The following is an 18,869-nucleotide window of genomic DNA, read 5'->3' as shown; positions in this document are numbered from 1 at the left end:
CGCAGCGGCCGCGCCGGGCTCCGGCGCCGGTGCGGCGAGTCCGCCACCGCGCGGGGCCGGGTCGGTCGTGTTCGTGCAAGCCGTGCCCGGCGCCGAGATGGTCGTGAGCGTCGACGGCGAGGAGGTGGCCGCCGGCCTCGCCGACGGTGCCGTCGCGCCGCCGGTCACGCTGGACGCCGGCCCGCACGCCGTCGAGTTCGCCTTCGACGGCGGGTCCGTCGAGGCGACCGTCGAGGTCGGCGCGGGCTCGGCGAGCGACGTGGTGGTGCACAACCCCGCCGCGGTCGACGGCGAGCCGGTGGTCAGCATCTACCCGACCCCGATGGACCCGATCGGTCCGGGCAAGGCCCGGGTCGTCCTGGCCCACACCGCGACGACAGCACCGGCCGACGTCGAGGTCGACGGCCAGGTCGTCTTCACCAACATCGCCAACGGCGAGTACGCCGAGGCCGACGTCGCCGCCGGCGCCCACCAGGTCGCCCTGCTGCCCAGCGGCATCAAGGGCGAGCCGATCCTCGGCCCCCTGGAGGTCACGCTGCGCGCCGGCACGCTGACCTCGGTCTACGCCGTCGGCAACCCGCGCCGGGGCTCGATGCGGGTGATCGTCCGTGAGACCCCGCTGCGCGGCGACGGCACCGAGGCGCCCACGCGGGTGGAGACCGGCTCGGCCGGCCTCGCAGTCCTCGCCAGTCCCGTGAGCTGACCGTGCCCGTGCCCCGCTCGACCGGTCCGACCGGACGCGGGTCGAGGACGGCGCCCCGGCGACCGTCACGAGGTCTCCTCCGCACGGCCCCGGCCGCGGCGGCCACCGTCGCGCTCGCGCTCGCCGGCTGCGCCGCTCCGGACGCCGACGCCGACCGGCCCGCGGCCCTCGGTGACGACCCGGCCGCGGCGGCCGCACCCAGCCCTCCCCCCACGACGTCCCCGCCGCCCGCGGCCACGGCCCCCCGGGTCGGTGCCTCGACACCGGAGCCACCCGTCTCGATCCGGCTGCCCGACGGCACCTCGATGCGCGTCATGGCGGCCGGCACCACCGCCGACGGCCTCCTCGACGTGCCGCCCGACGTCCGCGCGGCGGGCTGGTGGCCGGGGGGATCCCGCGTCGGTGATCCCTTCGGCAGCACCTTCGTGGCCGCCCACGTCGACTCGACGACCCAGGGCCTCGGACCGTTCGCCTCCCTGCTGCAGGCCCAGCGCGGCGACACCGTCCGGCTGCGCTCGCGCCGGCTCCAGCAGGTCTTCCGGGTCACCTCGCTGCAGCTGGTGCCGAGGTCCTCCTTCGAGCGCCGGCCGCAGCTGCTCTCGCCGGACGGCGACCGGCGGCTCGTGCTGGTGACCTGCGCCCCGCCGTACGTCGTCGACCGCGGCGGCTACCAGAACCTGGCCGTGATCTCCGCGGTGCCGGTCGCCGAGCCGTCCGAGCGGCGAGCCCGATGACGCGGACCCGGCGGGACTGGGCCGTCGGTGTGCTCGCCGGGCTGGTCGGGATCGCCGCGACCGCCGGCTTCGCCGTGCTGGTCGTCGGCTCCCTCGGCGACGTGGGTCGGCCCGAGCGCTCGGCCGCCGCCGCCGCGGCGTCGGCGGCGTCGCCCGACGAGCCGGTCGGCCAGGACGTGCGCGCCGTCGTGGCGAGCGACGGCTCCGTCGAGGTCGTGCACCGGGTCGTCACGGCCGCCCCGGTCACCTCGATCCTGCTGCGGCCGGGGCCGGGGTACGGGCGGCTCGGGGTCGCGGAGGTCGCCGGCGTCGAGGTGAGCGCCGGGGGGACGAGCATCGCGAGCGAGGTCGCCGTCGGCCAGCGGGCGCAGTCGGTCTCGTTCGGGCGCCTCGTCCACGACTTCACCGTGACGTACCGGGTCGTGCCGCCGGAGGACGGTGCCGAGGCCGCCGTCGAGGGCCGGTCGCTGGTGTTCGTGCCCGTGCTCGACCTCGAGTACTTCGACGAGTCCGGCCCCGTGCGACGCCGGGTCAGCGCCGACGGCGAGATCCTCAACGTGGCCTGCGTGCGCAGCGCCGTGCCCCGGCCGTGCGGCTCCGCGACGCGGGAGGGCTGGGAGGTCGACCTCGACGACGTCGTGAGCGACGTCAGCCTCGTGGTCCAGCTGCAGCGCGAGGGCTGAGGCGGCGCTCCTCAGCGCGCACCTCAGCCGGTGACGAGGTCGCGCAGCGCCCGGTCGGAGGCGAGCAGCGCGTCGCGGTCGTGGGTGGAGGTGCTGGCCATCAGCTCGTCGGCGCCGGTGCGCTCGGCGAGCCGGTCCACGCGCCGTCGCACGGTCTCGGGGCTGCCGGCCACGGCCCGCTCCAGCGAGGCCTCGACCCGACGCCGCACCTGGCTCGGCCAGTCGGCGGCGCGGATCGCGGCCACCGGCTCGAGCGGCGGGAACTCCCCGGTCTGCCGCGAGACCGCCATCGCCCACGCCTCGGGCAGCGCGAGCTCGCGCGCGGTGGCGTCGTCGTCGGCGACGGTGACGTCGAGGGAGATGGTCACCCACGGGGTGCTGTCGTGGCGGGGCCGGAACTCGCGCCGGTACCGCGCGAGCATCCCGGGCAGCTCCTCGGAGTCGAGCACGGGCCCACCGACGACGACCGGCATCCCGTGCCGCGCGGCGGTCTCGATGCCCCGCCCGGTGGCGAGCAGGTACGTCGGCAGCGACCTACCCGCCACCGGCCGCGCGGTCACCTCCGCGCTGCCGTCGAGGTAGCCGTGCAGCTCGACGAGGTCGTCCTCGAACGAGTCCGCCGCCTCGACCTCGCGCCGCAGCGCCGCACGCACCGGCGCCGTGAACCCGACCGACCGACCCAGCCCGAGGTCGACCCGGCCGGGGTGCAGCGCGTCGAGCACGAGGAACTGCTCGGCCACGACCAGCGGCTGGTGCAGCGGCAGCATCACCCCGCCCGACCCGATCCGGATCCGCGACGTCCGCGCCCCGATCGCCGCCAGCAGCACCGCCGGCGTCCCGGACGCGATCCCGGGCACCGCGTGGTGCTCGGCGACCCAGAACCGCTCGTACCCGACCGCCTCCGCGTGCACCGCCCGCGCCACCGTCGCCTCGAGCGCCGCGGCGTCGGGCAGGCCGGCGCGCGTCCGGGACCGGTCGAGCAGGGAGAGCATCACGTCGTCTCAACGCGCCGCGGGGCGGTCGACTTCCCGGACTAGGCTGAGCCCCATGGCAGCCGGCGCGACGATGCACACGTTCGAAGTCGAGCTGGCCGACACGGATCGCGGCGTCTACGAGGAGTTCACGCTGCGCGCGGCGCGGCATCCGTCAGAGACCGAGGCGTACCTCGTGACGCGCGTGCTGGCCTACTGCCTGGAGCACGAAGAGGGCATCGCATTCAGCGAAGGCATCTCGGCGACCGACGCCCCGGCGGTTCTGGTGCGTGACCTGAGCGGGAAGCTGCTCGCCTGGATCGAGGTCGGCGCACCGGATGCCGCGCGGCTCCACACGGGCAGCAAGGCCGCCGAGCGCACGACGATCTACACGCACCGCGACCCGGCCAAGGTGCTCGCGCAGTGGGTAGGGGCGAGGATCCACCGCGCCGCCGAGATCGTGCTGCACAGCTTCGATCCCGGGTTCATCGACTCAGCGGTGGACACCATGGAGCGCCGCAACACGATCACGCTCACCGTGACCGAGCGGCAGCTCTACCTGGAGCTGAACGGCGTGCACCTCTCATCGGCGGTGCACGACCACCCGATCAGCTAGCGGGAGCGACGTCCCGCTGCCGATGCTGATGCGCGACTTCCAGCGCGCGTCGATGCACCGTCATCCGGCGGCTCTCGCATCACACCCGTGCCTGCGGATGAGCGGTTGGCCGGGTACCGGCACCACGAAGGATCTCGCAATCGAATCGAGGTCCGGCCCGGTGGCCGCCCACGCGACTAGGACATCCTGAAGATGGGCCACCCGATCTCTGTGCGCCAGGCGGACGGGTTGAGGTCGTCGGCGGGCGCGACGAGGTAGGTCTCCCGGACAGGGCCCGCCACCGCGAGGGCGTTGGCGACGACCCACGACCCGAGCTCGCCGTAGGTGACGTCAGCATGATCATGCGGGCCGACGTGGGTCGCGACCGCCAGCTCAACTGCCGGCAGTGTCACCGGGCGTACCCGGCCACGACGCGGCGGGTCCGCCGTCGGCACGTGCAGCGTGACGTGGCCCCGGCCCTCCTCGAAGAGTGCGTTGTCGTAGACCCCGCCGGCGGGCCCCGTGCGGACGTCGACCGCGGCCTCGAGCTCGGCCAGGGCGCCCGCGTACCACGCGGCCAAGCCCTCACTGTCGACATCAGCCTCGATCGCCGCGACCGTCACCTCCGGCACCGCCCTCAGCTCAACGCGCAGGGGCACCGGGTCGGGATCGAGGAGCCGACGCAGCGACACGACCGCGGCCCGGGTCCGGTCCAGCTCGGCCTCCAGCCGCGCCAAGTGATCAGACACGAGGGCGGCACGGCTGTCGGGGTCGGTCGACTCGATGATGCTTCGCACGTCGACGAGGGGGACGTCAAGCTCCCGCAGACGGTGAATCACCTGCGCGGTCGGGATCTGGCTCCCGTCGTAGGAGCGGTAGCCCGTGGACCGGTCGACCGCAGCAGGAACGAGCAGTCCCGCCTCGTGGTAGCGACGCAGGGTCTTGACGCTCAGGTGCGTCAGACGCGAGAACTCACCGATGGCCAGCATGGCCGCAGTTTGCACCCTCCCCCCGGGGGAGAGTCCCGTCCTTGACCCTGCCGCTCAGGGACACAAGACAGTGGCGGCATGACCACCCACACCAGCACGGACGACAACACCTTCGCCTGGGACGAGCTCCCCGAGATCGTGGCGCTCTACCTCCGCGCTCACGTCACCCAGGACTACGCCACCGCCGTGACCCACCTGTCCGAGGGCGTCACCGTCCTCGACGACGGCCACGTGCTGCACGGTCGCGAAGAGACGCTCGAGGTCTTCGACAAGTCGGCGAACGACTACGAGGTCGAGATCACGCTGCGCTCCATCTCGAGGCCGGCGGATGACGTGTGGGAGGTGGACACGCACCTCTCAGGCAACTTCCCCGGTGGCGAGGTCGACCTCCGCATGCTCTTCACCCTCGCCGACGACGCGATCCGAAAGCTCGAGATCACCGTCTGACCCCTCGCCCGTGCACACGCCCCGACGTCCAACGTCAAGACGATCGACACCGAGCCACCAGGAGAGCAGCATGGCCAAGCAGGATCGCGACCGCCTCGACGGCCGGCGCGCACTCGTCACCGGCGGGTCGAAGGGTGCGGGGGAGGCGGTGGTGGAGCGGTTGCGCGAGATGGGCGCGGACGTGTGGACCACGGCACGAACCATGCCGGCCAACTACGAACTCCCCGACCGCTTCATCGAGGCCGACACCTCCACCATCGCCGGGGTGGAGGCCGTCGCAGCAAGGATCGCCAAGGAAGGCCGTCTCGACATCCTGGTGCACGTCGTCGGCGGCTCGTCAACGCCGCCCGGCGGGTTCGCCGCGGCAGGCGAGGAGCAGTGGATGGCCGAGCTCAACCTCAACCTCATGGGAGCGGTCCGATTGGATCGAGCCCTGCTGCCGGCCATGGTCGAGGCTGCGTCCGGGGTCGTTGTCCACGTCACCTCGATCCAGCGCCAGCTGCCGCTGCACGACGCGACGCTGCCCTATGCGTCAGCCAAGGGCGCGTTGCGCACGTACAGCAAGGGACTCGCCAACCAGCTCGCGCCCCGCGGGGTCCGGGTGAACGCCGTCAGCCCCGGCGGGATCCAGACCGAGGGGTACGCCGAGTTCCTCGACCGCATCGCCGAGGGCAACGACATCACGCGCGAGGAAGCGAAGCAGACGATCTTCGACTCCCTCGGAGGAGTGCCGCTCGGGAGGTTCGCCAAGACCGAGGAGATCGCGGACCTCGTCGGGTTCCTGGTCTCGGACCGCGCCTCGTCGATCGTGGGAGCCGAGTACGTCATCGATGGTGGAACAGTCCCCACCATCTAGTTCCCGGCCGGAGCTCTTGACGCACGCCCTGCGTCGGGAGCACCGGAGCCCGCACAAGCCACCGGCGCAACTCTGCACCCGGATCGCGCACGAAGTGCGTTGTACCGCCGCCTGTGGGCGTCCGTGGCGTGCTGCGAGACTTCGTCGAGTCCCACGTCAGCAGCCTGGGTGAGCGCGCCGGCCGGCGTGGCCCGATCTGACCATGGTGCACCGGCCGAGCTCGGGGCACGATCGCCAGATGGCCCGTGTCCGAACGTTCGCGACTGCGTCCATCGCGCTTGTGCTGCTGACAGCCACCGTTGTGCCAACGGCCTCGGGCGCGACCGCTCGCCTGAAGGACGATCAAGGCGACGCTCCGGCGGCCTACGACGTCACAGCGGTGCGGTACGTGCATTCGGCGTCTCGAGTAGTCGCCGTGGCCCGAGTACCTGGGTTGGGCGACCGAGGACGAGCTCAACTCTCGGTCACCCACTTCACGACCTTCGAAGCCGGGTGGGTCGGGCAGATCAGCAAGAGGCCTGGGGCAGCAGCGAGGGTGAGGTTGTTCTTCTTCGACCACGTCGACCTCAACCCACGCCCATGCTCCGGGCTCGAAGGTTCCTGGGGCGAAGGACGGATCCGGATCTCGATCCCCAAGGACTGCATGGAGGGAGACGTCCAGGACGCCAACCGGCTGTTCTCGCAGTTCGCGGCGGGCCGAGGAAACGACTTCGATCTGGCTCCAGCCGTTCGGCGGCTACGGGAGGGCTGACGCGCTGCTGGACGCATCACGTTCTCGCTTCGGCGGCCAGACCAACTCGAGCCCGACGCTTCCGCTCGCGCGGCTCGACCGAGGTCGGCCGCATGAGCCCGGCCAGGCCCAAACCAGGAGCGGAAGCCCGTCTTCCTGCCGCAGCTGGGCGTCCACCCTGGTGACTAGGGCAGCACGGGCGGCGCGTACACCGCCGTGCAGTGTCCTGGTGTGCTGGCGTCGGTGTAGTCCCACGCGTCGCCCGGGTCGCCGAGACTGTGACTGGCGGCGGCCGTGCCGAGCTTCTGGTTGTAGACGTCGATCCTGCCGCGGTAGGTGCCCTTCACCTTGCCCTTCTGGTTGTAGTAGGTCAGCTTGAGCACGACCTGGTACTCCCCGGTGAGGTCACGGTTCGTCTTCCACGTGGTCGGGCCGAAGAACGCGACCTCCTCCAGGTTGGCCTTCGCCTTGACCAGCTTGGTGGTGAAGTGGGGCGTGCCGTTGCGCAGCACGGTCATCTGGTAGCCGACCCACGTCTTGCGGCGGTACGGCGCATGGGTGAAGAACTTCGGCACCCTGATCTGGGCGAGCGTGTCGTCGACCGTCCCCGCGCCGTCGCGGTACACGCAGAGCGCTCCAGGTGAGCTCGACTCGTCGACGACGTTGGGCTCGTGGAAGGTGCCTTGGCTGCCGAGCCTGGTGAACGCATCGGCTGGTGTCATCGACGTGGCCAGGGTCAGGGCAACCCCGGACAGGACAAGTGCGGCTCGTCGCATGATCGGACCTCCAGGTCTCGGTTCTCGAGGCACGTGGGCGTGCCCACTGACCTCTAGGAGGTGGCGGGGCAGCCCGTGATACGTGGACGCAGTCGTGGACAGCACCTGGGCGTTCCGCAGGCTCGACGCACAGGCACCCCGCCATCGTGCGGACACGACGCCCTAGGACCCGACCGGCCCCTTGCTCTCGGGCGCAGGTGCTGGCGGTGCTGCCTCCGGGTCGCGCCCGACGCTGATGACGAAGTCCTCGCCGTGCGAGGTCACGCCCGCGACCACGGCCTGCTCCACCGCGTCCACGGCGTACTCACGACGCACCACGAGCGGGTCCTGGCGCAGGTCCTTGACCAACGAGACGCACAGACCCACCATCACCAGGACGAACGGCAGCGCGGCCACGATGGTCAGCTGTTGCAACCCGTCGAGGGCGTCGGAGCCGCCGACGAGCAGCATCACCGCCGCGGTGGCGCCGGTGGCGACGCCCCAGAAGATGACGGTGCGGCGGCGCGGCTCGGAGGTGCCGTGCTCGGACAGGGTGCCCATGACGATCGAGGCGGCGTCCGCGCCGGAGACGAAGAAGATGGCGACGAGCACCATCACGACCACGCTGACCAGCGTGGTCAGGGGGAGCGCGTCGAGCATCCCGAAGAGCTGTGACTCGGAGCTCGCGGCGCCGGCAATGTCGGTGCCCTTGCTCTGGAGGTCGATGGCGGTGCCGCCGAAGATGCAGAACCACACCAGGCTGACCGCGCTCGGCACCAGCAGCACGCCGGTCACGAACTGACGGATCGTGCGGCCCCGGGAGATGCGGGCGATGAACATGCCCACGAACGGCGTCCAGGACAGCCACCAGGCCCAGTAGAAGACGGTCCAGTCACCGAGCCAGGCGCTCGTCGCCTGGCCTTCGGCGCCGGTGCGCGCCGCCATCATCGGCAGGTCGCCGATGTAGGTGCCGATCGACGTCGGCACCAGGTTGAGGATGAAGATGCTCGGGCCGACGACGAAGACGAACGCCGCCAGCGAGACCGCCAGCACCATGTTGATGTTGGAGAGCCACTGGATGCCGCGCGAGACCCCGGAGATCGCCGAGAGCACGAACGCCGCCGTCAGCACCGCGATGATGGCGACGAGGACCGCGTTGCCGACGGCGCCGATGCCAGTGACGATCTCGAGCCCGCTGCGGATCTGCAGGGCGCCGAGGCCGAGCGAGGCCGCGGAGCCGAAGAGGGTGGCGAAGATGGCGAGCATGTCGATGACGCGCCCCGCGGGCCCGTGGGCGTGCTTGCCGAGGAGCGGCTCGAAGACCGCCGAGATGAGCTGGACCCGCCCCTTGCGGTAGACGCCGTAGGCGATGGCGAGCCCGACGACGGCGTAGATCGCCCAGGGGTGCAGGGTCCAGTGGAACAACGTGGTGGCCATCGCGGTCTCGGCGGCCTCGGGGTTGCCGGCAGCGCCGGTGCCCGGCGGCGGCGCGTCGAAGAACGACACCGGCTCGGAGACGCCGAAGAACATCAGGCCGATGCCCATGCCGGCGCTGAACATCATGGCGATCCAGGAGACGGTCTTGAACTCCGGCTCCTCGCCGTCACGACCCAGGGGGATGCGCCCGTACTTGCCGAGGGCGAGCCACAGCACGAAGACCACGAAGCCGCTCGCGCTGAGCACGAAGAGCCACCCGGTGTTGATGAGCACCCAGTCGAGCGCGGAGCCCGAGACCGAGCTCAGGGAGTCGGTGCTGAGGAAGCCCCAGGCCAGGAAGCCGGCAGCGAGGGCTGCCGGGACGCCGAAGACCCAGACGTCGAGGCCGCGTCGCACCTCCGCCCTGCTCTCGTGCTCGACGTCGAGTGCGGGGTGCGCCTGGGTGGTGGGCTCGCGGTGGGGGACGACGTCGCGCGCCGTGCGACGGGTCTTGGGCGGGGTGCGATCCTGCTGGGTCGTCATCGTGTCGGCGCCGGAGGCGCCGCCTCCTGTCTCGGGTGGGCACCCCCTCACGGGTGGTGCGATGCCTCCATTGGTGTCACACCTGCCCCGTCGAGGGCAAACGCGAGTGGGTGCGCGCGAACAGCTCGGCCGGCGAATGCTGTCGTCCTCCGGCCCGGAAGAGGCCCGAGCTCCTGGCCACCAGAGCCGTCCAGGTCCGGTCGTGGAGCACCACCAAGCTCCCCGCGTGGGCCGGTCCTCCTCACCACCCCACGGGTCGAACGACGATCTCAGGTCCCGCCAGACACCCGGGTGCTCCGCCCGTTTACGCCCCCGACGCTGCGCTCGCGCGGCGCGTGCCAGCCGACTCGGGCGAGCCAGCCCGACGCACGGCGCGGGCCTCGGTAGCGTCCGGGGGTGGCCAGCGCTCGTAGATCCAGTGCTCGTCGGCGCACCACCTCACCGCGCCAGGGCAGGGCGCAGCGGCCGCTGCCGGTGGCCGGTCCGGGGGAGCGGCTGTGGGTGCTCGACGTGCCGTACGGCACCCAGGTGGACGGCGCCGCGTGGCACCCGGCCGTCAAGGCCCACCTGTACGTCGGGCGCGCCCTGCCCCCGCACCTCGCGCCCTACGCTCCTGGTCCGCACACGCTCGGGCGGTTCGTCGAGAACACGTTGAACCCGGACAGCCCGACGCCGGCGCCCGAGCCGACCGAGGAGCTCGAGCCGCGGAGGATCCAGTTCGAGGCGGCCGACGCGATCGCGGCGCGCGCGGCGGCGGGCGGGCGTCAGTTCCTGCTGGCCGACGAGCCCGGCGTGGGGAAGACGATCGCCGCGGTCCTCGGGGCGACGGCGGTGGGTGACCTGCGCGGGGCGCAACGGGTGCTCGTCGTGGCCGACCGGCCCGCCGCGATCACCATCGGCCACTGGTGCCGCACGATCACGGCCCTGGGGGACGGAGGACTGGAGTGGGTGGTGATCACGTGGGACCGGCTCGACAAGGTCGCCGACCACGCGTGGAACGTGATCGTCGCCGACGAGGCCCACGCCCTGCGACGGACGACGACGAAGCGGTGGAAGGCCTGGGCGCGGATCTCGGGGCACGGGCGGGCGCACGACAAGGCGCCGTTCGTCATCCTGACGACGGCGACGCCCGGACACACGCCGCTCGAGCTGCCGTACCTCGCGCCCGCCTACGCCCAGGTGCTCGGCGAGCCGATGCGCGAGTGGACCTCGGCGACGCAGCCCGGAGCCACGTTCGCCGCCGCGCTCGAGCGCCACGGCGTCGCGGTGGAGCCGGGCCGGTACGGCGCGACGTGGACCACCGATCCGGCGCGCCGCGCCGCGGACCTGAAGGCGGTGCGCGGCTGGCTCGCCGACGAGCGTCCGCCGGCGATGCTGCACCGCGCGGCGCCGTGGGGGCCGGTCCCGATCTCCGGCATGCCGGTGGCGCTGACGCCGGCCGAGCGGGCGGCGTACGAGGCGGAGTGGGGGGAGTTCTGCCGCGAGATGGACCTCGCCCGCCGCGGCCGCAACACCGCGAAGGGGCGCGCCGCGCTGCTGCGCTTCCGGCAGAAGGCCGGGCTGATCCGCGTCGAGTCGACCGTCGCCTGGATCGCCCAGCAGGTCCAGGCCGAGCGACAGGTGGCCTGCTCGGTCGAGTTCGTCTCGACCGCCGCCGACCCCATCACTGACCGGCTGCGCGACGCCGGGCTCGAGGTGGCCACGATCTACGGCCGCGACCGGTTCGACGTCGAGGCCGAGCGGCTCCGCTTCCAGACCGGGGAGGCCAAGGTCTGCGTCTTCACCACGGTCGCCTCGATCAGCCTGCACGCGGGCGAGACGCTCGCCGACGGACGACCGGCGAGCACCGAGCCCCGGGTCGGGATCTTCCACCAGGCCCGCTTCTCGGGCATCGCCGCCCGGCAGGTCACCGGTCGCACGCACCGTGACCACCAGGTGTCCCCGTGGCACGTCGCGTACGCCGAGGGCACCGTCGAGGAGCGGGTCGGCCGGGTGATGGTCGAGCGGATCGCCGCGGCGTCCGAGACGGTCGGGAGCGACACCGCCGGACTCACCGACCTCGCGGAGCTGCTCGGCGCCGACTGGCTGCCGCCCACGGCCCTCACCCAGGACGGGACCTGACCTCGGGTCCGAGGGCGCGCGCGAGCGCCAGGACGGCGGAGGACAGGTCAGGAACCCGACAGGGGTGAACCTGCGGCGCCGTCGGCGGAGTATGAACGGTATGCAGCGAGCCGGGCGGGACGAGGAGTTCAGCGAGTTCTACCGTGCCCGCGTCGCCGCCCTGCGGCGGGTGGCCTACATCGTCACCCGGGACTGGCACGCCGCGGAGGACGTCACCCAGCGCGCGCTCGTCAAGGTCTACCGGGCCTGGCCCAGGATCAGGCCCGAGACGCTCGAGGCCTACGTGCGCCGGGCCGTGGTCAACGAGTCCCTGAGCTGGGTGACCCGCGGACCGCGGGACGTCGTCGTCGACGGGCTCCCCGACAGGGCGGTGGTCGAGCCGGACTCCCCGCTCGACCTCGACGCCGCCCTGGCGACCCTGCCGCCCCAGCAGCGCGCGGTGGTCGCCCTCCGCTTCGTCGACGACCGCTCCGTGGCCGAGACCGCCGCCGCGCTCGGCCTCGCGGAGGGGACGGTCAAGAGCCACACCGCCAAGGCCATCGCCACGCTGCGCCATCACCTTCCCACCCTCACCGAGCACTGGAGCCACTGATGACCGAGCGCGACCTCTCGACCCTGCTCCGCGAGCACCTCTCCGACGAGCCGCCCACCTCGCTCACTCCCCGCCGACGCGATCCGCACGGGCCGTCGCCAGACCCACCGGGTGCGGCTCCTCGCCGCCGGCGCGGGCGCCCTGGCGGTCGCGTCCGTCGCCACGCTCGGCGGGACCGGCGTCCTCGGTGGGGGGAGCGACCCCGACCCGGTCGCGAAGGAGGCGCCGGTGGCCCAGGCCGCCCCGGAGACGCTGGCCGACGTCATGGAGGCCGTCGCGGCCGACGGGTTCACGCCCCACGTCGGTGCGCTCGGCGAACCGCGCTGGAGCGTCAACGACGTCCTCGGACAGCCGGTCGAGCCCGGCGACCCGGCCGCGCAGAACTTCCTGCTCGACTTCCGGCCCGCCGGGACGCCGCAGGTCAACCTCACGGTCGGGGGGTTCGCCCAGGCCGACCCGCGAGAACTACCCGTTCGAGGGCGCCTGCGCGGCGGGACTCGACCGCGGCACCCTCGTGGAGTGCACCGAGACCACCCTGGCCGACGGCTCCCTGCTCACGGTCAGCGTCGGGCCGATCTCGCAGGTCGGCGGCGACGCCCCGCGCCTCCTCACGACGGACGAGGTCGAGGGCCGCGACCCCGGCACCTTCGCCTGGTCACGCGTGGTCGCCGTCGACTCGATCGGCAACGTGAGCACGCGGGCCTCGGAGTACGTCCGCGGCGACGACGTCGAGACGGCGGACTGGAAGGTGCCGGTGGCGGCGCTGCGCGCGCTCGCCCTCGACCCCACCCTGCTCGCCGCGGACGTCGCCCACGAGCCGATGCCGCTCTACACCGGCGAGTAGGCCCGGACTTGCCCCGCTCCGGGGAGCCGGCTCACCGCAGCAGGGCGAGGTCGCGCCGGACGTAGCGCAGGTGCGCCCACTCCTCCTCCAGGATCACGCGGACGCAGTCACCGACGCTCGGACGCCAGTCGCCACCGCCCCACGGGTTGGCCCGGTCCTCCGCGAGCAGCTCGGGCGTGGCCGTGGCCAGGAAGTCGGTGACCAGCTGCTGCCGCTCCGCCCGCACGGCCAGGACCTCGTCGAACCCGGGTGTCTCGGCGCGGAAGATCGAGGTGTCGAAACCCATGTCGGCGGCGCCGGTGAAGAGCTGACCGATCTCGTGGAACGGCTGGTCGACCTGCAGGATCGCGCCCCGGAGCCAGGCGTCGGTGGCCAGGACGAGGTGCCGCAGGGTCTGCGCCAGGGACCACTCGTCCTCGACGTGGGCGTTGACCAGGTCCGCAGGCGTGTCCGCCACCGTCTCGCGCCACGCGGCCTGCACCGCGACCCACGCCTCGCGCAGGCCCTCGGGCGTCTGGGCGTCCTGGAGCTCGCGGCCCGGGAACCGCCGGTTGAGCTCGGCGTCCACGAGCGGGACGACGTCGACCCCGTTGACGAGGAGGCGCCCCTGGAACAGGTCGTGGCTGTCGATGTCGAGCCCGTCGACGTCGACGCTGCGCATGGTCATGCCGCTGACGTCGGAGAACCTCAGCGTGGCTCCCTTGAAGTTGGCCTGGACGAAGGTCGCGCCCTCGAAGTCCTGGGCGTCGGAAGAGGTGGTCATCGGCCCATCCTCACGGGCTTCGAGGACGTTTTGGCGCCGCGAACCGGAAACTTCTGTGCCGTCTCCGGTTCTCCACAAGCGGTCGAACACAGTGTCGGTTGTCGGTGGTGACGCGTAGAATCGGGCCATGAGCAAGCACCCCGGCGACCGTAGCGACGGGCACCCCGTCGCCCGGTTCGTCGCGCTGCTCGAGGCCGAGCTGGCGGCCCTGGTGGACGCTTCCGACCTGGTCGTTGGACGCCGCCGCGACGGCGGACCTCGTGCCGCGGCTGGCCGGGCTGGTCGCGGGGGTGCAGGAGCTCGAGGCCCGCGTCGTCGGGCACGCCGGGGTGCTCGATTTACCCGGCTCCATCGGCGCCAGGTCGCTCGCGGCGTGGCTCGCTCGGACCACCCGGGTGACCGGCGCCGAGGCTGCGCGGAAGGCTCGTCTGGCGGGCGACCTGACTGCCCACGAAACCCTGCGGGTGGCGATGGCGTCCGGTCGGGTCCACGGCGAGCAGGCGAAGGTCATCGCCGCCGCGGTCGGGGACCTGGACGGCGAGCACCTTGCTTGGCGTGGGGAAAGTCGAGGCGCACCTGGTCGACGAGGCGACTCATCACGACGCCCACGACCTGAAGACCCTGGGTCGACGGATCCTGGAGACGATCGACCCCGACAAGGCCGACGAGCACGAGGCCCGCCTGCTGGAGGCCGAGGAGGCCCGGGCCCGGAAGGAGACTCGCTTCGCGATGTGGGACGACGGCGAGGGTCTCGCCCACGGCCGGTTCACCATGCCGTCGGCGCAGGCCTCGATGCTGCGCAAGGCGCTCACCGCGATCGCGGCACCCAAGCACGTGCGCGCCGAGCACGGCGCCGGCTCCTACGACCACGAGCGACCCACGGCCGAGCGCCTCGGACAGGCGCTCTGTGAGTACGTCGAGCGCTACCCCGCCGACCAGCTGCCCGCGATGGGCGGGGTGAACGCCACCGTGGTGGTGACGATGACCCTCGACGCGCTCCACGGTGGGCTTGCAGCGGCCCACCTCGACACCGGCGCTGCGCTCGCACCCGACCAGGCCCGCCGACTGGCCTGCGAGGCCGGCATCATCCCCGCCGTCCTCGACGGCGCCGGCCACGTCCTCGACCTCGGTCGCAAGCGGCGGTTCCACACCCCGGCCCAGCGCCTCGCGATCACCCTCGAGCAGCAGCGCTGCCAGCACCCGACCTGCACCACCCCAGCCGCCTACTGCCACACCCACCACACGACGCCCTGGTCCCAGGGCGGCACCACCGACACCCGCGACGCCGTCCTGCTCTGCCCGTTCCACCACCATCGGGCGCACGCGACCGGCGAGGCCTACCCCCTCCGGACGTAGACCCGACCGAGACCGGGACCGCGCGACCGGCGGTGGCGGTCAGCCACCCAGCGCGGCGCCGACGACCTCGCGCGCGGCGGACTGGACCTCGGCCAGGTGGTCCGGGCCGCGGAAGGACTCGGCGTAGATCTTGTAGACGTCCTCGGTGCCCGAGGGGCGGGCGGCGAACCAGGCCGACTCGGTGGTGACCTTGAGCCCGCCGATCTTGGCGCCGTTGCCGGGGGCCTCGGTGAGCTTGCCGGTGATCTCCTCGCCGGCGAGGGTCGTCGCGGTGACGGCGTCGGGGGTGAGCGCGGCCAGGGCCGACTTCTGCGACCGGGTGGCGGGGGCGTCGACGCGGGCGTACGCCGGCTCGCCGTGCCGGGCGACCAGGTCGGCGTAGTGCTCGCTCGGGGTCCGCCCCGTCTTGGCGATGATCTCCGAGGCCAGCAGGCAGAGCAGCAGGCCGTCCTTGTCGGTGGTCCAGGTGCCGCCGTCCATCCGCAGGAACGACGCCCCGGCCGACTCCTCGCCGCCGAACCCGAACGAGCCGTCGATCAGCCCGGGCACGAACCACTTGAACCCGACCGGCACCTCCACCAGCGGCTTGCCGAGGTCGGCCGCGACGCGGTCGATCATCGACGACGACACCAGGGTCTTGCCGATCCGGGCCGAGTCGGGCCAGCCCGGGCGGGCGCCGCCGAAGAGGTACTGGATCGCCACGGCGAGGAAGTGGTTGGGGTTCATCAGGCCGGCGTCGGGCGTGACGATGCCGTGCCGGTCGGCGTCGGCGTCGTTGCCGGTCGCGACGTCGAACTCCGCGCGCTTGCCCACCAGCGAGGCCATCGCGTCGGGGGAGGAGCAGTCCATCCGGATCTTGCCGTCCCAGTCGAGCGTCATGAAGCGCCACGTCGCGTCGACGAGTGGGTTCACCACGGTCAGGTCGAGGCCGTGCCGGTCGGCGATCTCGCCCCAGTAGTGCACCGACGCGCCGCCGAGCGGGTCGGCGCCGATCCGCACGCCGGCGTCCTTGATCGCCGCGAGGTCGACCACCGACGGCAGGTCCTCGACGTAGGTGCCGAGGAAGTCGTAGCCCTGGGCGGCACGCCGCGCCCGCTCGTACGGCGTCCGGCGGACCTCGGCGAGCCCGGCCCGGATGAGCTCGTTGGCCCGTGCGGCGATCACCGAGGTGGCGTCGCTGTCGGCAGGACCGCCGTGCGGCGGGTTGTACTTGAAGCCGCCGTCGGACGGCGGGTTGTGCGACGGCGTGACGACGATGCCGTCGGCCAGGCCGGCCGCGCCGGGGCCCTTGCCGGCATTGGCGCGGATGATCGCGTGGGAGACCGCCGGGGTTGGGGTGTAGGCGTCGCGCGAGTCGACGAGCACCGTCACGTCGTTGGCGGCGAGCACCTCGAGCGCCGTGGCCCAGGCCGGCTCCGAGAGGCCGTGGGTGTCGCGGCCGATGAACAGCGGGCCGTCGTAGCCCTGCTCGCGCCGGTAGTCGCAGATCGCCTGGGTGGTCGCCAGGATGTGGGTCTCGTTGAACGACGTCCTCAACGACGTGCCGCGGTGCCCGCTCGTGCCGAACGCGACCTGCTGGTCGACGTCGTCGGGGTCGGGCACGCCGGTGTAGTAGGCCGTGACGAGGTGGGCGACGTCGACGAGGTCCGAGGGTGCGGCGAGCTGTCCTGCGCGGGGGTCTGCCATGGCGTCATCCTGCCCGACTCCGGCCGCGCTCCGACAGTGCCGGCGGATCGGGGAGACTGCCCCCATGCGTTTCACCGAGCACGAGCTGACGGCCGCGCTGCACGGCGCGGGGAAGAGCATCCTCGCCACCCAGGACAAGGACGTGCGCAGGGGCCGGCGCACGGTCGACCAGGCGTGGCAGGAGATGGACCGCTACCAGCGGTTCAAGCTGCTCGACGGGCTCGGCGGCCACCTGCTGCCGGTCCTCGTCGGGCTCCCCGACGTCGCCGTGGCCACCGGTGAGCGGCCGACGTTCACCGACGAGCAGGTGCGGGCCGCCGTCGAGGAGCAGCTCGGCGACCACAAGGGGATCCGGCGCCGCGCCCTCCTCGAGGCGCGGGTGGCGCTGGTGCGGATCGCGCTGGCCAGCGTGCCGCCGCGCCAGGACCCCGACGCGCTGGTCGTGCCCGACCACCTCTGAGGCCCCGGCCCCGCGCGGGTGGATCTCGTCGCGGCGGCGTGCTCGTCGGGGCAGGATGTCGATCCCGGGCCGGGCGGCCCGTCATCCTCACGACCGACCGTCCGCAGCACCGCCGAGGAGGCACCCCGTGAAGTTCCTGATGTTCGTGTGCACCGACCCCGAGCCCGACACCGCTCCCGACCCCGACGCGACCCCGGTCGACGACTGGGTGGCCAGGCACGACGCGGCCGGGACCCGGCTGCTCGGTGACCGGATCAGCCCCGAGTCCGAGACCCGCGTCGTCCGCAAGCGGGACGGCCGGGTGGTCGTCACCGCGGGGCCCTACGCCGAGTCGACCGAGTGGATCGTCGGGTTCGACGTCCTTGAGTGCCCCGACCTGGACGCCGCGATCGCGGTCGCCGCGGAGCACGAGATGGCCCGCGGCGGCCGGATCGAGCTGCGGCCGTTCTGGGACGGCGCGTGAGCGCGCCGCCCCGTCCGGTCCGGCGTCAGCGCCAGCCGAGGGCGGGCGCCACGTGGGTCAGCATCGACTCCAGCACGTGGGCGTTGTAGTCGACACCGAGCTGGTTGGGGATCGTCAGCAGCAGCGTGTCGGCCGCGGCGATCGCCTCGTCCTCGGCCAGCGCCGCGACGAGCTGGTCCGGCTCTCCCGCGTAGGTCTTGCCGAAGCGGGCCGTGGTGCCGTCGATGATGCCGACCTGGTCGTTGCTGCGCGACTCCCCGCCGAAGTAGGCGCGGTCGCGGGCGTCGACGATCGGGAAGATGCTGCGGCTCACCGAGACCCGCGGCTCGAACTCGTGACCGGCCGCGGCCCAGGCGGTGCGGAACCGCTCGATCTGCTCGGCCTGCAGCTGGTGGAACGGCACCCCGGTGTCCTCGGACAGCAGGGTGGAGCTCATCAGGTTCATGCCCTGCTTGGCGGTCCACTCCGCGGTGGCGCGGGTGCCGGCGCCCCACCAGATCCGCTCGCGCAGCCCGGGGGCGTGCGGCTCGATGCGCAGCAGCCCCGGAGGGTTGGCGAACATCGGACGTGGGTTCGGCTCGGCGAAGCCCTCGCCGCGCAGCGCGTCGAGGAAGACCCGGGTGTGCCTGCGGGCCATCTCGGCGTGGTCGCCGTCGGGACCGGGGTCGTAGCCGAAGTAGCGGAACCCGTCGACGACCTGCTCCGGTGAGCCCCGGCTGATGCCGAGCTGCAGCCGGCCGCCGGAGATGAGGTCGGCGGCGCCGGCGTCCTCGGCCATGTAGAGCGGGTTCTCGTAGCGCATGTCGATCACGCCGGTGCCGATCTCGATCCGGCTGGTCCGCGCGCCGATGGCGGCGAGCAGCGGGAACGGCGAGGCGAGCTGGCGCGCGAAGTGGTGGACGCGGAAGTAGGCGCCGTCGACGCCGAGCTCCTCGGCCGCGACGGCCAGCTCGATCGACTGCAGCAGCGAGTCGGACGCCGTGCGCACGGCCGACTGCGGCGACGGCGTCCAGTGCCCGAAGTTCAGGAACCCGATGTTCTTCTTCACACCGCCCTCAACACCGGCCGAACGCCTGGTCTTCCCGGGGTCCGGCTGTCGCGAAACGCAGCACGGGCCCGGAGGACGACGTCCTCCGGGCCCGGCTCGGTGCGGGGCTGCCGG

The 18,869-nt window shown here is 72.8% G+C and carries 20 protein-coding genes; 13 read left to right on the top strand and 7 right to left on the bottom strand.

Features of this window, described 5'->3' with window-relative positions:
• The first annotated feature begins 67 nt into the window (after positions 1–67).
• The 3 genes from FE634_RS19515 to FE634_RS19505 are packed head-to-tail and all read left to right on the top strand — an operon-like array spanning position 68 to position 2,120.
• On the top strand, positions 68–703 hold the full coding sequence (locus FE634_RS19515; protein WP_187366760.1) for a DUF4397 domain-containing protein: 636 nt from the start codon (positions 68–70) through the stop codon (positions 701–703).
• Positions 704–705: 2 nt separating this feature from the next.
• The gene (locus FE634_RS19510; protein WP_148240895.1) at positions 706–1,437 is read left to right on the top strand and encodes a class F sortase; all 732 of its coding nucleotides are present in this window, start codon (positions 706–708) and stop codon (positions 1,435–1,437) included.
• The gene (locus tag FE634_RS19505) at positions 1,434–2,120 is read left to right on the top strand and encodes a hypothetical protein (RefSeq protein ID WP_138876841.1); all 687 of its coding nucleotides are present in this window, start codon (positions 1,434–1,436) and stop codon (positions 2,118–2,120) included. The genes FE634_RS19510 and FE634_RS19505 overlap by 4 nt, the downstream gene beginning before the upstream one ends.
• 23 nt (positions 2,121–2,143) lie before the next feature.
• Here FE634_RS19505 and FE634_RS19500 read toward each other — a convergent pair whose 3' ends face one another.
• Complete coding sequence (locus FE634_RS19500; RefSeq protein ID WP_222847625.1) at positions 2,144–3,112, bottom strand: MsnO8 family LLM class oxidoreductase; 969 nt, start codon at positions 3,110–3,112, stop codon at positions 2,144–2,146.
• Between the two features lie 55 nt (positions 3,113–3,167).
• Here FE634_RS19500 and FE634_RS19495 point away from each other — a divergent pair, with 55 nt between their 5' ends.
• On the top strand, positions 3,168–3,707 hold the full coding sequence (locus tag FE634_RS19495) for a YaeQ family protein (protein WP_138876839.1): 540 nt from the start codon (positions 3,168–3,170) through the stop codon (positions 3,705–3,707).
• A gap of 176 nt (positions 3,708–3,883) precedes the next feature.
• On the opposite strand, the gene FE634_RS19490 is transcribed toward FE634_RS19495, so the two are convergent.
• Entirely contained in the window at positions 3,884–4,675 is a 792-nt protein-coding gene (locus FE634_RS19490) for a MerR family transcriptional regulator (protein WP_138876838.1), read from the bottom strand.
• 78 nt (positions 4,676–4,753) lie between these two features.
• Here FE634_RS19490 and FE634_RS19485 point away from each other — a divergent pair, with 78 nt between their 5' ends.
• From FE634_RS19485 to FE634_RS19475, 3 genes are all read left to right on the top strand, one after another.
• Entirely contained in the window at positions 4,754–5,122 is a 369-nt protein-coding gene (locus tag FE634_RS19485) for a nuclear transport factor 2 family protein (protein WP_138876837.1), read from the top strand.
• 70 nt (positions 5,123–5,192) lie between these two features.
• Positions 5,193–5,978, top strand: coding sequence for an SDR family oxidoreductase (locus FE634_RS19480; protein ID WP_138876836.1), 786 nt, complete (start codon positions 5,193–5,195; stop codon positions 5,976–5,978).
• Positions 5,979–6,216: 238 nt separating this feature from the next.
• A complete protein-coding gene (locus FE634_RS19475) occupies positions 6,217–6,729 on the top strand; it encodes a hypothetical protein (RefSeq protein ID WP_138876835.1) in 513 nt (170 codons plus the stop codon).
• 164 nt (positions 6,730–6,893) lie between these two features.
• On the opposite strand, the gene FE634_RS19470 is transcribed toward FE634_RS19475, so the two are convergent.
• Together FE634_RS19470 and FE634_RS19465 are read right to left on the bottom strand one after the other, a co-directional pair.
• The gene (locus FE634_RS19470) at positions 6,894–7,430 is read right to left on the bottom strand and encodes a hypothetical protein (protein WP_138876834.1); all 537 of its coding nucleotides are present in this window, start codon (positions 7,428–7,430) and stop codon (positions 6,894–6,896) included.
• Positions 7,431–7,646: 216 nt separating this feature from the next.
• Positions 7,647–9,422, bottom strand: coding sequence for a BCCT family transporter (locus FE634_RS19465; protein WP_138876833.1), 1,776 nt, complete (start codon positions 9,420–9,422; stop codon positions 7,647–7,649).
• A gap of 396 nt (positions 9,423–9,818) precedes the next feature.
• Between FE634_RS19465 and FE634_RS19460 the strand changes: the two genes are divergently transcribed.
• From FE634_RS19460 to FE634_RS19445, 3 genes are all read left to right on the top strand, one after another.
• Complete coding sequence (locus FE634_RS19460) at positions 9,819–11,543, top strand: DEAD/DEAH box helicase (RefSeq protein WP_138876832.1); 1,725 nt, start codon at positions 9,819–9,821, stop codon at positions 11,541–11,543.
• Positions 11,544–11,643: 100 nt separating this feature from the next.
• Positions 11,644–12,135 (top strand): SigE family RNA polymerase sigma factor, encoded by a 492-nt coding sequence (locus tag FE634_RS19455; RefSeq protein WP_138876831.1) that lies wholly within the window; start codon positions 11,644–11,646, stop codon positions 12,133–12,135.
• A 514-nt stretch (positions 12,136–12,649) separates the two neighbouring features.
• On the top strand, positions 12,650–12,979 hold the full coding sequence (locus tag FE634_RS19445) for a hypothetical protein (protein WP_148240894.1): 330 nt from the start codon (positions 12,650–12,652) through the stop codon (positions 12,977–12,979).
• Between the two features lie 31 nt (positions 12,980–13,010).
• On the opposite strand, the gene FE634_RS19440 is transcribed toward FE634_RS19445, so the two are convergent.
• The gene (locus FE634_RS19440; protein ID WP_148240893.1) at positions 13,011–13,742 is read right to left on the bottom strand and encodes a DinB family protein; all 732 of its coding nucleotides are present in this window, start codon (positions 13,740–13,742) and stop codon (positions 13,011–13,013) included.
• Between the two features lie 555 nt (positions 13,743–14,297).
• On the opposite strand from FE634_RS19440, the gene FE634_RS19435 reads away from it, so the two are divergent.
• Positions 14,298–15,098 carry an HNH endonuclease signature motif containing protein gene (locus FE634_RS19435; RefSeq protein WP_187366759.1) on the top strand — a complete coding sequence of 267 codons (801 nt, stop codon included), beginning with the start codon at positions 14,298–14,300 and terminating at the stop codon, positions 15,096–15,098.
• Between the two features lie 39 nt (positions 15,099–15,137).
• On the opposite strand, the gene pgm is transcribed toward FE634_RS19435, so the two are convergent.
• Positions 15,138–16,784 (bottom strand): phosphoglucomutase (alpha-D-glucose-1,6-bisphosphate-dependent), encoded by a 1,647-nt coding sequence (gene pgm / locus FE634_RS19430; RefSeq protein ID WP_138876827.1) that lies wholly within the window; start codon positions 16,782–16,784, stop codon positions 15,138–15,140.
• A gap of 64 nt (positions 16,785–16,848) precedes the next feature.
• On the opposite strand from pgm, the gene FE634_RS19425 reads away from it, so the two are divergent.
• Both FE634_RS19425 and FE634_RS19420 read left to right on the top strand, forming a co-directional pair.
• Positions 16,849–17,244, top strand: a complete 396-nt coding sequence (locus tag FE634_RS19425) for a hypothetical protein (RefSeq protein WP_138876826.1) — start codon at positions 16,849–16,851, stop codon at positions 17,242–17,244.
• 127 nt (positions 17,245–17,371) lie between these two features.
• On the top strand, positions 17,372–17,707 hold the full coding sequence (locus tag FE634_RS19420; RefSeq protein WP_137294765.1) for a YciI family protein: 336 nt from the start codon (positions 17,372–17,374) through the stop codon (positions 17,705–17,707).
• Between the two features lie 25 nt (positions 17,708–17,732).
• Here the strand turns inward: FE634_RS19420 and FE634_RS19415 are convergent, their stop codons facing one another.
• Positions 17,733–18,755 carry an LLM class flavin-dependent oxidoreductase gene (locus FE634_RS19415; protein WP_137294764.1) on the bottom strand — a complete coding sequence of 341 codons (1,023 nt, stop codon included), beginning with the start codon at positions 18,753–18,755 and terminating at the stop codon, positions 17,733–17,735.
• Between the last annotated feature and the right edge of the window lie 114 nt (positions 18,756–18,869).

Origin of the sequence: Nocardioides sp. S-1144 (assembly GCF_005954645.2) — a bacterium.
In the GTDB taxonomy this organism is placed as follows: domain Bacteria; phylum Actinomycetota; class Actinomycetes; order Propionibacteriales; family Nocardioidaceae; genus Nocardioides; species Nocardioides dongxiaopingii.
Note: the sequence above shows the minus strand (reverse complement) of the source record. Positions and strands in the feature narration are given on the sequence as shown.

Excerpts from the sequence above, each read along its gene's own strand:
- FE634_RS19505 (WP_138876841.1), top strand. The coding sequence starts at position 1,434 with ATGACGCGGACCCGGCGGGACTGGGCCGTCGGTGTGCTCGCCGGGCTG.
- FE634_RS19500 (WP_222847625.1), bottom strand. The coding sequence starts at position 3,112 with ATGCTCTCCCTGCTCGACCGGTCCCGGACGCGCGCCGGCCTGCCCGAC.
- FE634_RS19495 (WP_138876839.1), top strand. The coding sequence starts at position 3,168 with ATGGCAGCCGGCGCGACGATGCACACGTTCGAAGTCGAGCTGGCCGAC.
- FE634_RS19490 (WP_138876838.1), bottom strand. The coding sequence starts at position 4,675 with ATGCTGGCCATCGGTGAGTTCTCGCGTCTGACGCACCTGAGCGTCAAG.
- FE634_RS19485 (WP_138876837.1), top strand. The coding sequence starts at position 4,754 with ATGACCACCCACACCAGCACGGACGACAACACCTTCGCCTGGGACGAG.
- FE634_RS19480 (WP_138876836.1), top strand. The coding sequence starts at position 5,193 with ATGGCCAAGCAGGATCGCGACCGCCTCGACGGCCGGCGCGCACTCGTC.
- FE634_RS19475 (WP_138876835.1), top strand. The coding sequence starts at position 6,217 with ATGGCCCGTGTCCGAACGTTCGCGACTGCGTCCATCGCGCTTGTGCTG.
- FE634_RS19470 (WP_138876834.1), bottom strand. The coding sequence starts at position 7,430 with ATGACACCAGCCGATGCGTTCACCAGGCTCGGCAGCCAAGGCACCTTC.
- FE634_RS19465 (WP_138876833.1), bottom strand. The coding sequence starts at position 9,422 with ATGACGACCCAGCAGGATCGCACCCCGCCCAAGACCCGTCGCACGGCG.
- FE634_RS19455 (WP_138876831.1), top strand. The coding sequence starts at position 11,644 with ATGCAGCGAGCCGGGCGGGACGAGGAGTTCAGCGAGTTCTACCGTGCC.
- FE634_RS19440 (WP_148240893.1), bottom strand. The coding sequence starts at position 13,742 with ATGACCACCTCTTCCGACGCCCAGGACTTCGAGGGCGCGACCTTCGTC.
- pgm (WP_138876827.1), bottom strand. The coding sequence starts at position 16,784 with ATGGCAGACCCCCGCGCAGGACAGCTCGCCGCACCCTCGGACCTCGTC.
- FE634_RS19425 (WP_138876826.1), top strand. The coding sequence starts at position 16,849 with ATGCGTTTCACCGAGCACGAGCTGACGGCCGCGCTGCACGGCGCGGGG.